This window comes from Pseudomonas maioricensis (assembly GCF_022790535.1).
Classification (GTDB): Bacteria; Pseudomonadota; Gammaproteobacteria; order Pseudomonadales; family Pseudomonadaceae; genus Aquipseudomonas; species Aquipseudomonas maioricensis.
On record NZ_LOHG01000001.1, the window covers coordinates 139,769 to 153,679 of the forward strand.

Genomic DNA, 13,911 nt, shown 5'->3' on the forward strand with positions numbered 1-13,911 from the left:
GAACACCATGGCTCGAATTCTGATCGTCGATGACTCGCCGACCGAAATGTACAAATTGACCGGCATGCTGGAAAAGCACGGTCATGAAGTCCTCAAGGCCGAAAATGGCGCCGACGGTGTTGCGCTGGCGCGTCAGGAAAAACCCGATGCCGTGTTGATGGACATCGTCATGCCTGGTCTCAACGGTTTTCAGGCTACCCGCCAACTGACCAAGGATGCCGACACCAGCATGATCCCGGTGATCATGATCACCACCAAGGATCAGGAAACCGACAAGGTCTGGGGCAAGCGTCAGGGCGCCCGGGATTACCTGACCAAGCCGGTGGACGAAGAGACCCTGATGAAAACCCTGAACGCGGTACTCGCCGGCTGACCGCCGGTTCGTCATGGCTGAGTCTCAAACCGCCTTCCAGCTGTTGTTCGACATCGACCAACGCTGTCGAACACTGGCGGCGGGTCTACCGTTTCAGGAAACCCGCCAGCAGGACTGGAGCGGTATCGGTTTTCGTATGGGCGGCCGCTGCTACGTCGCGCCGATGGGCGAAGTCAGCGAAATTCTTCATGAGCCGCGTTATGCCGCGTTGCCGGGCGTGAAACCCTGGGTTCGCGGTGTGGCGAATCTGCGCGGCAAGCTGTTGCCCATCATGGACCTGTGCAGCTTTTTCGGTCATGAGCTGTCACCCCTGCGCAAAGAACGACGGGTGCTGGTTGTCGAACATCATGACGTCTTTGCCGGTTTGCTGGTCGATGAGGTTCTTGGCCTGCAGCATTTCAGTCAGATCAGCCTGATGCCACGGCAAGGGGCCGAGATGGAAGACGCCATCACACCGTTCATTCGCGGACAGTTTCTGCGCGAGCAGGCCTGGCTGGTGTTCAGCCCATGGGCGCTGGCGCAGTCACCGGGCTTTATGGACGTAGCACTGTAAGACTATTGGGCAGGTCAGCGATGCTGGCCTTTTTTGCTTGCGCGATGAATATCGCATTCGGTCCAGGTGGGACATGAGTAAGACAGGCAGATCATTGGAAGGCTTGCGCAGCCGCTCGCAAATCGTCGTGCTGTTCGTTGCGCTGATCATTTTCATCGTATTGCTGTTCGTCAATTTCGCTTACCTCAATACGCAATCGACCTACGACAAGCAATACATCGGGCACGCTGGTGAATTGCGCGTGCTCTCCCAGCGTATCGCCAAGAACGCCACCGAAGCCGCTGCTGGCAAACCCCAGGCATTCAAGTTGCTCGCCGATGCGCGTAATGACTTTGATATGCGCTGGGGTTTCCTGCGCAAGGGTGATAAAGCCACCGGCCTGCCGCCAGCGCCTCAGGGCGTGCGTGACGAGTTGCAGACGGTGCAGACCGACTGGGAGGCCCTGCGCAAAAGTACCGACGTCATTCTGGCCAACGAGCAGACCGTGCTGTCGCTGCATCAGGTGGCGGCGACGCTGGCCGAAACCATTCCGCAATTACAGGTCGAGTACGAAAAAGTCGTCGATATTCTGCTGCAAAACCGCGCCCCTGCCAGTCAGGTGGCCGTCGCACAGCGCCAGTCGTTACTGGCGGAGCGGATTCTCGGTTCGGTCAACAAGGTGCTGGCGGGTGATGACACCGCTGTGCAGGCTGCCGACGCCTTTGGCCGTGACGCCAGTCAATTTGGACGGGTGCTCAGCGGGATGCTCGACGGCAACGTGACCCTGCGCATTGCCCAGGTCGATGACCCGGACGCCCGGGCGCGTCTGGCCGAGATTGCCGAGTTGTTCCAGTTCGTTTCCGGCTCCGTAGATGAAATCCTTGAAACCTCGCCTGAGTTGTTCGAGGTCCGCGAATCTGCAGGCAATATCTTCAATAGCTCGCAAACGCTGCTCGACGAAACATCGGTGCTCGCCAACCGGCTTGAGCATCTGGCCAGTGCGCGGTCGTCCAATACCATTGGTGGTTACGTGCTGGGGCTGCTGGCCCTGATGTCAATCATTCTCATTGGTCTGGTCATGGTCCGTGAAACCAACCGCCAGCTTCGCGAAACGGCCGAGAAGAGTGAACGCAACCAGAACGCGATCATGCGTCTGCTTGATGAGATCGAAAACCTCGCGGACGGTGACCTCACGGTGGCCGCCTCTGTGACGGAAGATTTCACCGGGGCAATCGCCGACTCGATCAACTACTCCATCGACCAGTTACGCGAGCTGGTAGCGACCATCAACCTCACCGCCGAACAGGTGTTCGGTGCGGTCAAGGACACTCAGGGCACTGCAACGCAACTGGCTGCTGCATCAGAGCATCAGGCATTGCAGATTGCTGCGGCGTCCAACGCGATCAACCGCATGACGGGCTCCATCGATCTGGTATCGGCCAACGCCCACGAGTCCTGGTCGGTGGCCGAGCGGTCGGTGGCAATTGCCAATAAGGGTAACGAGGTGGTGCACAACACCATCAACGGCATGGACAACATTCGCGAGCAGATTCAGGACACGTCCAAACGGATCAAGCGCCTTGGTGAGTCCTCTCAGGAGATCGGCGACATCGTCAGCCTGATCGACGATATTGCCGATCAAACCAACATTCTGGCATTGAACGCAGCAATTCAGGCGTCCATGGCCGGGGATGCCGGACGCGGCTTTGCGGTGGTAGCCGACGAGGTGCAGCGGCTGGCCGAGCGTTCTTCCTCTGCTACCAAGCAGATTGAAACCTTGGTCCGAGCCATTCAGAACGACACCAACGAAGCGGTCATCTCCATGGAGCAGACCACCACCGAAGTGGTGCGTGGCGCACGCCTGGCACAGGACGCCGGGGTGGCGCTGGAGGAGATCGAAGGCGTTTCAAAAATCCTCGCGGCGCTGATTCAGAGCATTACCAACGCCGCTCAGCAACAGGCTGAACTGGGTCTGCAGATATCCCAGACCATGACCGTTATTCAGCAAACCACCTCGCAGACCACCTCGGGCACCGCAGCCACGGCACGTAGCATGGGCAACCTGGCGAAGATGGCCAGCGCGATGCGTCGTTCGGTTTCGGGCTTCACCTTGCCATCGTCGAAGGACCGCGGGTGATGTTCAAAAAACGTACAGCTCAGCAAGGTCATGGAACCTGGAAATACATGACCTGTAGGAGTGAGCTTGCTCGCGATTCGGTCTCCTGTTCGATGAATATATCGCCTGTGCTGACGCAATCGCGAGCAAGCTCACTCCTACAGGGTGCGCGTGGTTCAGAGACGTTGGCGCACGGTATATATGGATTCCGTTGGAGCGAGGCTTGCCCGCGAAGAAAGATAACTCGGAGCGCTTGTCTGGCCGCATTGCCTGATTCGCGGGCAAGCCTCGCTCCAACACATGTTGTTGGGTATTGGAGTCGTCATGGCTGATCGGCACGACTATGTGGCGCTGGAATGGGTGAAGGGCGAAATCGCCGAAACCCTCAAGCAGGCCCGCCACGCCCTCGAAACATTCATTGTCGATCCCGGCCAGACGGCTGCGATGGACGAGTGTCTGGATTGCGTGCACCAGGTGCATGGCAGCCTGCAAATGATCGAGTTCTACGGTGCAGCGCTGCTGGCCGAAGAAGTCGAGCAACTGGCGCTGGCATTGCAGCAGGACCGCGTTGCGGAGCGGGCCGAGGCCGAGCAATTGCTGACTCAGGCCATGACGCAGCTGCCTGCCTACCTGGACCGCATTCATTCAGCCAGACGCGACTTGCCGTTGGTGGTGCTGCCGCTGCTTAACGACTTGCGCAGCGCCCGTGGTGAAAGCCTGCTCTCGGAAACCAGTCTGTTCGCCCCGCAATTGGTCAGCGTGGCACCGCTAGACGCGCAAACCCTTGAGCAGCGCGACAGCCCCGAGTTGCCCGCGCTGCTGCGTAAATTGCGCCAGACCCTGCAAACCGCATTGGTCGGCCTGTTGCGTGAGCAGGACGTGCAGATTCAACTTGGCTACATGGGCAAAGTCTTCGCGCGCCTCGAACAGCTCTGCGATAACGCGCCACTGGGTCCGCTTTGGCAGATAGCCTCGGCGCTGGTCGAAACCATGCTCAATGGCAACTTCACCAACAGCCCGGCACTGCGCAGCCTGTTCAAGGACGCTGACAAAGAACTCAAACGGCTGCTGGAGCAGGGCATCGCGGGCATCAACCAGCCTGCCCCGGATGAGTTGCTCAAAAGCCTGCTGTTCTACATCGCCAAGTCGGACAGTCAGGCGCAGCGAATGGTTGATCTGAAGGATCAGTACGGTCTGGACGAAGCACTGCCCGACACCACGCCACCGAGTCAGCAGCGGACGAGCCTGGGCCCCGACCGCGATGCGATGCGCTCGGTGATCAGCGCATTGTGCGAAGAACTGGTACGAGTCAAGGAACGGCTGGATGTATTCGTGCGCGGTGATCGCAAGTCGGTCAGCGAGCTCAACAGCCTGTTACCGCCGCTACGGCAGATTGCCGACACGCTGGCGGTGCTGGGCTTCGGCCAACCGCGCAAAGTCATCATTGATCAGTTAGCCGTGGTGCAGGGTTTGGCTCAGGGCCAGCGTGAACCCAGCGACGCAGCCTTGATGGACGTGGCCGGTGCGCTGCTTTACGTGGAAGCGACACTGGCCGGTATGGTCGGGCCAGTAGAGCAAGCCGCTAATCGCGAAGACAGCCGCCTGCCGACCACGGACCTCACGCAGATTCATCAGTTGGTGATCCGTGAAGCACGTGTTGTGTTGCAGCAAGCCAAAGACGTGATCATCGATTACATCGACGGCGAGTGGGATCGTCAGCGTCTTGAGCCGTTATCGGCGCTGCTGGTGCAGGTGCGCGGCGCGCTGGCAATGATCCCGCTGGCCCGTGCCGCGAGTTTGCTGGCGGCCTGCAACGATTACATTCTTGAACACCTGCTGGTCGATGAAACCCGCCCGGCCTGGACCCAACTCGACAGTCTGGCTGACACCATTACCGGCATCGAGTACTACCTGGAACGCATGGGCGAAGACCATGAAGCACCGGGTGAGCAGGTGCTGGACATGGCACAGGAAAGCCTGGCGAGACTGGGCTACACCCCGGCTTCGGATACGCTGGACGTGCCGGTGCTGGACGAGGTTATCAGCCAGGACGAGATTCTGGAGCTGGAAGCCCGCAACGCATTGGTCAGCCCGACACAGACCATTGCCGATGTGCTGGCCAGCCCGGTGAGCGCAGTCAACCCGCCTGCTCTTCACACACCCGCCAGCCTGTTGCCGCCACCGGTCGATGAAGAGGCCGTGGATGACGAATTGCTGGAAGTGTTTCTTGAAGAGACCGATGAAGTCCTCGCAGCCCTGCGTGAATACTTGCCGCAGTGGATTGGCTCGCTCAACGATGCGCGCAGTAACACCACCGCGCTGACTGAAGTACGCCGCGCTTTCCATACCCTCAAAGGCAGCGGGCGGATGGTGCGGGCGTTGATCCTGGGCGAACTCGCATGGGCGGTGGAAAACCTGCTCAATCGGGTGCTGGAAAACAGCGTCAAACCTGACGTGCACGTTCAGCAGTTGCTCAACGAAGTGCTGGCGTTGTTGCCGGAAGTCATCAAGGACTTCGCCCTGGGTGCGCAGCGTCAGCGTGATGATGTCGACCGTCTGGCCGCCCGTGCTCATGCCTTGGCAAAAGGCCAAGGCCTGCTGACCTTCGACACGGCTCCCGATGACGACGAACACGACGAGCTCGACCCGCAATTACTGGAGATTTTCCGTCAGGAAGCCTTGAGTCATCTGGACAGCCTCAAGCGTTTTCTCGATGGCAGCGCCGACGACCTCGAGCCAGCCATCAGCGACGACTTACTGCGTGCGCTGCATACCCTCAAAGGCAGCGCCTCCATGGCGGGCGTGTTGCCGATCGCCGAGCTGACCAGCCCGCTCGATCAACTCGTGCGTGAGTACAGGGCGCACATGATTGCCCTTGGGCACGCCGAGCTTGAGTTGCTGCGCAGCGCCGAGCCGCTGTTTCTTCAAGGCCTGGCGCAGCTGTCGAGCACGCCGCTGGGGCCTATTCCCGGTGCGGCTCAGTTGATCGAAGCGGCGCAGGCCTTGCTGGAAGAGCGCTTGGCTGCGGCGGTAAATGCGTCGAACAACGGCTTGCGGATCAAGCGTAATCCGCAACTGATTGAAAGCTTCCTCGCTGAAGGCATGGACATTCTGCTGGACGCGGAGAACCTCTTGCAGCGTTGGCGTGAGCACCCCGGCGAGCGGCAGGAGCTCTCGGCGCTGCTGGAAGAACTGACCACGCTCGGGCACGGCGCGCACCTCGCTGATCTCCCGCAAGTGGACGAGCTCTGCGAAGCCTTGCTCGACCTTTATGGCGCAGTGGAAGAAAGCAGTCTGGCGGTCAGCGAACGGTTTTTCGACGAGGCCGAACAGGCTCATGAAGCGCTGATCTGCATGCTTGATCAGTTGGCCGCCGGACAAGACGTCGAAGCCTGCCCGGCCCGTATCCAGGCCTTGCGTGACCTGCTTGACCAGGCGCTGGACCCATCGGCGACCGGCCTGATCAAAAGCGACGGCAGCCAGACACTGAGCATCACCGAGCTGAACGCAGCCACCGAACAGTTGGCCGGTCATGCGCCGATTTACGACGACCCGCTGACTCTGGACGACGAGATCGTCGAGATATTCCTCGAAGAGGCGGTGGATATTCTCGACAGCGCCGGGCAAGCCCTGCAGCGCTGGCTGGATGACCCGGAAAATCCGATGCCGCTGTCAGCTTTGCAGCGCGACCTGCACACCCTCAAAGGTGGCGCGCGCATGGCCGAAATCGGTGCTATCGGGGATCTTGGGCATGAGCTGGAAAGTGTGTACGAAGGCCTGATTGATCGTCGCTACAACTATTCCCCGGCGCTCGCCGAGCTGCTGATCCAAAGCCATGACCAGTTGGCGTTGATGCTCGAGCAACTGCAAAAGCATCAGGTGTTGAGCGACCCGGTGGGTTTGATCGAGGCTATTCGGGATTTGCGTCTGGGCACCACCCGCGCATCAACAGCCGATCTCAACGCCAGGCCTGCGCAGCCCGAGGCCGGAGTCAATGCGCCGCCTGAGCGCGATACCGAACTACTGGAAATCTTTCTTGAAGAAGGCTTCGACCTGCTTGAAAGCTCTGGCGCGGCGCTGACGAGATGGCAGGCCGACCCCGAAAACTTGCTGGAAGTGGAAAACCTGCTGCGTGACCTGCACACCCTCAAAGGTGGCGCTCGCATGGCGGAAATCGCGCCTGTTGGCGATCTGGCCCATGAGCTGGAAACACTCTATGAAGGGCTTTCGGCGGGAACGTTAAGGCCTGACCCGATCACCATCAGCCTGCTGCAAAGTGGTCATGATCTGCTGGCCGACATGCTTGATGCCGTGCGTTCCGACAAGCCACTGCAGGGTGCTGCGCTGCTGATCGAAAGCATCCGCAAGCACGCCGCTGCTGATCACTCAGAACAGCCAATGCAGGCCCCGCCAGTACCTGAGCCGCTGGCGTTGCCTCCCGAGCCAGGCCCTGCCTCCGATGCAGAGGGCGAGCGGTCTGCCGGAGAGATGGTCAAAGTCCCCGCGCAAGAGCTGGAAACGCTGGTCAATCTGGCGGGTGAAACGTCTATCTTCCGTGGTCGCATCGAACAGCAGGTGATCGACGCCGAAGGCACTCTCGCGGAAATGGCCACGACCATTGAGCGTATGCGCGACCAACTGCGACGCCTCGACATGGAGACCCAGGGCAGTATCCTCAGCCGCGAACAGGTACAGGCCGAACGCTTGGGTTATGAGGATTTTGACCCGCTGGAAATGGATCGCCATTCCCAACTGCAGCAACTGTCCCGTGCTCTGTTCGAGTCGGCGTCCGACTTGATGGACCTCAAGGAAACGCTGGACGCCCGGGCCAGCGATGCGCAAACCCTGTTGCTGCAACAGGCGCGGGTCAATACCGAGCTTCAGGAAGGCCTGATGCGCACGCGCATGGTGCCGTTCGAACGTATGGTGCCGCGCCTCAAGCGCATCGTGCGTCAGGTGTCCGCCGAGTTGCACAAGAAGGTCCGGTTTGAGGTCGGCAATACCGAAGGTGAAATGGATCGCAGCGTGCTTGAGCGCATGGTCGCCCCGTTGGAGCACATGCTGCGCAATGCCATCGATCATGGCCTTGAAAGCACCGAAGAGCGTCTTGCCCAAGGCAAGCCCGAGTACGGCACGATCATCCTGGATCTGAAACACGAAGGCGGCGATATCGTCTTCGAGATGAGCGACGACGGTGCCGGTGTTGATCTGGATGCGGTGCGGAAAAAGGCGATCAAGCGCGGCATGATTCCGGCCCATGCGCAGCCGGGTGACCACGAAACGTTGCAGTTCATTCTTGAGCCAGGATTTTCCACGGCAGAAACCGTCACGCAGATTTCCGGGCGTGGCGTTGGTATGGACGTGGTGCATGCCGAGGTCAAACAACTGGGCGGCAGCATGCTCATCGAGTCTGTGCCAGGGCAGGGCGCGCTGTTCCGGATTCGTCTGCCGTTTTCTGTTTCGGTCAATCGTGCCTTGATGGTGCAGTGTGGCGAAGAGCAGTACGCTGTGCCGCTCAATACCGTTGAGGGCATTGTGCGAGTGATGCCCGCCGAGCTGGAAAGCTGCTACCAGTCGACGCCACCGCGATACCAATACGGCGAGCGGGTTTATGAGCTGCGTTACCTGGGCGAGCTGCTCAACAACAGCCTGCCGCCTTCACTGATAGGTCAGACCCAACCGCTACCCGTGTTGCTGGTGCATGTTCAGGATCAATGGGTAGCGGTGCAGGTGGATGCGTTGGCAGGCTCGCGGGAAATCGTCGTCAAGAGCCTCGGTCCGCAGTTCGCCCGTGTGCAGGGTGTTTCCGGCGCGACCATTCTGGGCGACGGCCGAGTGGTGTTGATTCTGGATCTGCTGGCCCACATCCGCCGCTTGCACAGCCGCTTGCAGGCAGAACAGGCGGCGGGGCGCAGTGTCCCTGCATGGCGTGACATCGAACAGGGCCGACCGCTGCTGGTCTTGGTGGTGGACGATTCGGTCACCGTGCGAAAGGTCACCAGTCGTCTGTTGGAGCGTCACGGCATGAACGTGCTAACGGCCAAAGATGGCGTCGACGCCATGGCGTTGCTCAAGGATCGTGTGCCGGATGTCATGTTGCTGGACATTGAAATGCCGCGTATGGACGGCTTCGAAGTCCTCAGTCATGTTCGCGCCGATGAGCAGCTCAAGGAGTTGCCAATCATCATGATCACCTCCCGTTCCGGGCAGAAGCACCGCGACCGTGCCATGGGGCTGGGCGTCAACGAATACCTGAGTAAGCCGTATCAGGAATCAGCGCTGCTCGAAAGTATCGCCTACTGGAGTCAGGTCAATGCCTAACGCCGCCAGTGCTACACAACTGACCGGGTTGATCCTGCCTCTGAGCGATCGCAACCTGCTGGTGCCCAACGTCGCCGTGGCTGAGCTGATCGACTACCAGGATTGCAGCGCGCCCAGCGACGCGCCGGACTGGTACCTGGGGTCCATCAACTGGCGCCAGCGCACCTTGCCGCTGCTCAGCTTCGAAGCCGCATGCGGCGGCCGAACCCTTGTGGGTGGCCGGGCACGTATTGTCGTGCTCAACGCATTGGGTGATCGTGATGAATTGAAATTCATCGCGCTACTGACGCAGGGTATTCCGCGCTCCTGCAAGGTTGATAACCAGCTCAGCTATGTCGACGTCCCCCTCGATGCGCTTGAGCTGGCGGCTGTGCAAGTCGGCGAGACTGTCGCGAAAATCCCTGATCTGGTGGGGTTGGAGCAGTGGTTGGTGGATGCGGGGTTGGCCGAGTCGTCAGAAACGAGCCACCTGTAGGAGTGAACTTGTTCGCGATCTGGCGCGAAGCGGCAGCAACGGTCGCGCCTCAGTACATTTGCTGGAACCGAGTCGCCAGATGCACGACTGCTGCGCAGCCGTTCGCGAACAAGTTCGCTCCTACCGAAAAATGCGTACCCAGTTAGATACGTGAGCCGATTAAATCGGCTATTCGGCTCATGTGCAAAACGGCCGTCACCATGAACTTACCCTTGAACTGGATCTGGCAGCATTCTGGCTACCGGAGGGAGGGCGCAGTACGCGGTATCGGTTGGCTTTGGATTGAGGGGGTGTTGTCGAATAGTAGTTACCGCATCTCTAGGAGCTCACGAGCAACGCGAGGCAGCGATAGCGTCTTGCCTGATACACCGCCATCGCGGCCTCGCGTTGCTCGTGCGCTCCTACAGGGTTCGCGTTCACATCTCGCTTGCACGCCATTGAGCCCGGACGGTTTCGAGATCGGTGAGGCGTCCGGCTTCGGCGTCTGCAATACCCTCGTCTATCGCTTGCAACTCATCCATGGCCTTTGCCAGATATTGTTCCAGTGCACGCTGAATATGGTGTTGGCGATCGTGGCCCGTAGCCAGAACCAGTGCGTCAAGTCGGGTAAGCAATTCGTCTTCGACAGTGATAAGCAATGTGACCGATGCCATAGCGGGCTCCCTATGGGGTGATGAGTTAGGTGTTTGTTACCCGCCGAGATATTGAGCCACAACTTCCCCGCTCTACAGCCAGACATCGCCCTTTCCCTTGAGTGACATTTCCGAGAAAATCCTGGCCTATTGCGTCCTGTGATTGGGGTCTCTAACCTCCTGCCGTCGCTGCAAAATCAGCGATCAGGTTTGGTAGACCTAGAGTTACAGGCGCAAGGCGCCACCTTCTGCGAGGCGCTTTTTTACGGCCTGTGTTTATGGTGGCCGTGCGCATGGTGTCTTCGGACGCGCCGGGTTCCTGTAACCGGTTCTACCAACTTGCGTACGGCTGCCACCCATCGTTTGGTAGCGAATGGGTGGCTCCTAAATTCATACAGGAATTAAATCAAATGCCCGAAACATCACCCCACATACCCTTCCTCGCCAATCACGCCCTGACCCAGGAGCAATCCCTGACTCACGCCTCAGAGTTACTGCGCTGCGCCATGGCCACTGCTTACGAATGCGGCGACAGCCTTACCGGTTCAAAACGCGACCTGGCGTTTTCCGTTGTGCATCTGGTTGAAATGGCCAAAGCGATGGTTGAGCGGTCGCTTCGATAATTACTGCGAAGCTACTTTCTTCTGTGGGAGCTGAGCTTGCTCGCGATGAACGATGACACGGTTGGCCTGATGAACCGCAGCGCCTAAATCGTCGGAATGCCGCCCAGACCAAGCCCGGCTCCCACAGAAGGAAGTAGCTTCGCACTACAGGTTTTGGGCGAGCATTAGCCGCCATCAACTGCATCATTACTCCAACCGTAACGATCCCACGCTCTGCTTGATTGATACCCCGCACCCTTAGCTCCTAAGGTGGCCCACGACAGCGAAATCGTGGAGTGGACATGACAACAATAACGACCCCCGACGCGCGCTGGTCGCGTCGTCGCAGTGAAAAACAGCGGCGGCTCGAGCAGGTGCGGCATCTTGCCGATGGTGTGGTGTTGCCGACCGACAACATCGTCGCAGCGCTGGAAGCCTTGATGGTGCCCGGTGATCGCGTGGTGCTTGAGGGCAACAACCAGAAGCAGGCGGACTTTCTTTCCCGTGCCCTGGCCAAAGTCGACCCGGCCAAGCTGCACGACCTGCACATGATCATGCCCAGTGTCGGACGCTCGGAGCATCTGGATCTGTTCGAACGCGGCATCGCCCGCAAGCTCGATTTCTCTTTTGCCGGCACGCAAAGCCTGCGCATCAGCCAACTGCTGGAAGACGGTCTGCTGGAAATCGGCGCGATTCATACCTACATCGAGCTGTACTCGCGGCTTGTCGTCGATCTGATTCCCAATGTTGTGCTTTCCGCCGGTTTCATGGCCGACCGGGCGGGCAATATCTACACCGGGCCAAGCACCGAAGACACCCCCGCATTGATCGAACCTGCGGCCTTCAGCGACGGCATCGTGATCGTCCAGGTTAACCAGTTGGTGGACGACGTCAGTGACCTGCCTCGCGTTGATATTCCGGCATCGTGGGTCGACTTCGTTGTGGTCGCCGACAAGCCGTTTTACATCGAGCCGCTGTTCACCCGCGACCCACGCCATATCAAACCGGTGCACGTGTTGATGGCGATGATGGCGATTCGCGGCATCTACGAAAAACATAACGTGCAGTCGCTTAACCACGGCATCGGTTTCAACACCGCCGCCATCGAATTGATCCTGCCGACCTACGGCGAATCCCTCGGCCTGAAGGGCAAGATCTGCCGCAACTGGACGCTCAATCCGCACCCGACGTTGATCCCCGCTATCGAAAGCGGCTGGGTCGAGAGCGTGCATTGCTTTGGCACCGAACTGGGCATGGAAAACTACATTGCGGCCCGGCCGGATGTGTTCTTCACAGGGCGCGACGGCTCGCTGCGCTCCAACCGGATGGTCTGCCAACTGGCCGGGCAATACGCGGTGGATCTGTTCATCGGCGCGACGTTACAGGTCGATGGCGATGGTCACTCATCAACCGTCACCCGTGGTCGCCTTGCCGGTTTTGGCGGTGCGCCAAACATGGGCCATGACCCTCACGGGCGTCGCCATCCAACCCCCGCCTGGCTGGACATGCGTCAACAGAGCGGCGACGGCCCGGATGCTTATCTGGAGCGCGGTAAAAAGCTCGTCGTGCAGATGGTCGAGACGTTCCAGGAGGGTGGCAAACCGACTTTCGTGGAAACACTTGATGCGGTCGAAGTGGCGAAGAAAAGCGGCATGCCCCTCGCACCGATCATGATCTACGGCGATGACGTCACCCATTTGCTCACCGAAGAAGGCATCGCCTATCTCTACAAGGCGCGCAGCCTGGAAGAGCGTCAGGCGATGATTGCTGCGGTGGCAGGCGTGACCGTGATTGGCATGCGCCATAACCCCAAAGACACCGCGCGCATGCGCCGTGAAGGCTTGATTGCGCTGCCGGAAGACCTGGGGATCCGCCGCACCGACGCCAGCCGCGAATTGCTTGCCGCCAAAAGCATTGGTGATCTGGTTCAGTGGTCAGGCGGCTTGTACAACCCACCTGCCAAATTCAGGAGTTGGTAATGAGCGCACTCGCACACAAAACCAAATCCGACAGCCTGCTGTTTGCCGAACAACTGGCCGACCTCGCCGTTGAAGCGCTGATCGATGAAGCGGACCTGTCACCTAAACCTGCACTGGTGGATCGGCGCGGCAGTGGCGCGCACAGCGATCTGCATCTGGGCCTGATGCACGCTTCGGCGTTGTCGCTGTGGCCGATGTTCAAAGACATGGCCGAAGCCGCCGAACAGTTCGCAGAAATCGGCCAACCGCTGCGCGAGGCTTTGGGCCGCATTGGTCGTGAAGGGGAAGCGGCGATGCTGCGCACCACCAACGGTGTGAACACCCACCGTGGCGCGATCTGGGCCTTGGGCCTGTTGGTCACCGCTGCCGCGCTTGAACCGAATAACTGCAGCGCAGCGCAGTTGACCTTGCGTGCCGCAAAGCTGGCTTTGATCGAAGACCGCAACGTGGTCGCGCAACTTAGCCACGGCGCACAAGTGGCCCAGCGTTATGGCGCCATGGGTGCGAAAGAACAGGCGCAGTTGGGCTTCCCGGCCGTGATGCAAAAAGGCCTGCCGCAACTGCGCCGCAGTCGCGCCAACGCCAGTGGCGAGCAGAACGCACGACTCGATGCCTTGCTGGCGATCATGACTACCCTGGCGGACACCTGCGTGCTGTATCGCTCTGGCCTTGAAGGTTTGCACGCCATGCAGCACGGCGCACAACGGGTGCTGGATGCGGGCGGCAGCGCGAGCCTCGCCGGTCGCCGTTGTTTGCATGCGCTGGATCAGCAGTTGTTGCAGCTCAATGCATCCCCCGGTGGCGCTGCCGACTTGCTCGCCGCATGCCTGTTCATCGATAGCCTTGAGCCTGTGCTCGGCTTTGAATCGAGGAGTGTCTGA

Annotated in this window: 8 protein-coding genes and 2 pseudogenes; 9 read left to right on the forward strand and 1 reads right to left on the reverse strand. The window is 59.8% G+C overall.

The window, feature by feature from the left end:
- Positions 1-7 precede the first annotated feature (7 nt).
- The 6 genes and pseudogenes from pilH (at position 8) to AUC61_RS00660 (ending at position 9,817) form a co-directional block, all read left to right on the forward strand.
- Entirely contained in the window at positions 8-373 is a 366-nt protein-coding gene (pilH, locus tag AUC61_RS00640; RefSeq protein ID WP_003316741.1) for a twitching motility response regulator PilH, read from the forward strand.
- Between the two features lie 13 nt (positions 374-386).
- Positions 387-926 carry a chemotaxis protein CheW gene (locus AUC61_RS00645; protein WP_122666972.1) on the forward strand — a complete coding sequence of 180 codons (540 nt, stop codon included), beginning with the start codon at positions 387-389 and terminating at the stop codon, positions 924-926.
- A gap of 73 nt (positions 927-999) precedes the next feature.
- A complete protein-coding gene (locus AUC61_RS00650; protein ID WP_243244058.1) occupies positions 1,000-3,042 on the forward strand; it encodes a methyl-accepting chemotaxis protein in 2,043 nt (680 codons plus the stop codon).
- A gap of 303 nt (positions 3,043-3,345) precedes the next feature.
- Positions 3,346-8,887: pseudogene (locus AUC61_RS00655) on the forward strand (Hpt domain-containing protein); the annotation flags it as partial.
- Between the two features lie 68 nt (positions 8,888-8,955).
- A pseudogene (locus tag AUC61_RS26520) lies at positions 8,956-9,342 on the forward strand (response regulator); the annotation flags it as partial.
- Complete coding sequence (locus AUC61_RS00660) at positions 9,335-9,817, forward strand: chemotaxis protein CheW (protein ID WP_243244062.1); 483 nt, start codon at positions 9,335-9,337, stop codon at positions 9,815-9,817. The pseudogene AUC61_RS26520 and the gene AUC61_RS00660, both read left to right, overlap by 8 nt.
- Before the next feature lie 416 nt (positions 9,818-10,233).
- On the opposite strand, the gene AUC61_RS00665 is transcribed toward AUC61_RS00660, so the two are convergent.
- Positions 10,234-10,470 (reverse strand): CopG family ribbon-helix-helix protein, encoded by a 237-nt coding sequence (locus AUC61_RS00665; RefSeq protein ID WP_243244064.1) that lies wholly within the window; start codon positions 10,468-10,470, stop codon positions 10,234-10,236.
- Between the two features lie 389 nt (positions 10,471-10,859).
- Between AUC61_RS00665 and AUC61_RS00670 the strand changes: the two genes are divergently transcribed.
- From AUC61_RS00670 to AUC61_RS00680, 3 genes are all read left to right on the forward strand, one after another.
- Positions 10,860-11,072 carry a DUF6124 family protein gene (locus AUC61_RS00670; RefSeq protein ID WP_243244066.1) on the forward strand — a complete coding sequence of 71 codons (213 nt, stop codon included), beginning with the start codon at positions 10,860-10,862 and terminating at the stop codon, positions 11,070-11,072.
- A 281-nt stretch (positions 11,073-11,353) separates the two neighbouring features.
- The gene (gene mdcA, locus AUC61_RS00675) at positions 11,354-13,030 is read left to right on the forward strand and encodes a malonate decarboxylase subunit alpha (RefSeq protein ID WP_243244067.1); all 1,677 of its coding nucleotides are present in this window, start codon (positions 11,354-11,356) and stop codon (positions 13,028-13,030) included.
- A complete protein-coding gene (locus AUC61_RS00680) occupies positions 13,030-13,911 on the forward strand; it encodes a triphosphoribosyl-dephospho-CoA synthase (RefSeq protein WP_243244069.1) in 882 nt (293 codons plus the stop codon). Before mdcA ends, AUC61_RS00680 begins: the two co-directional genes overlap by 1 nt.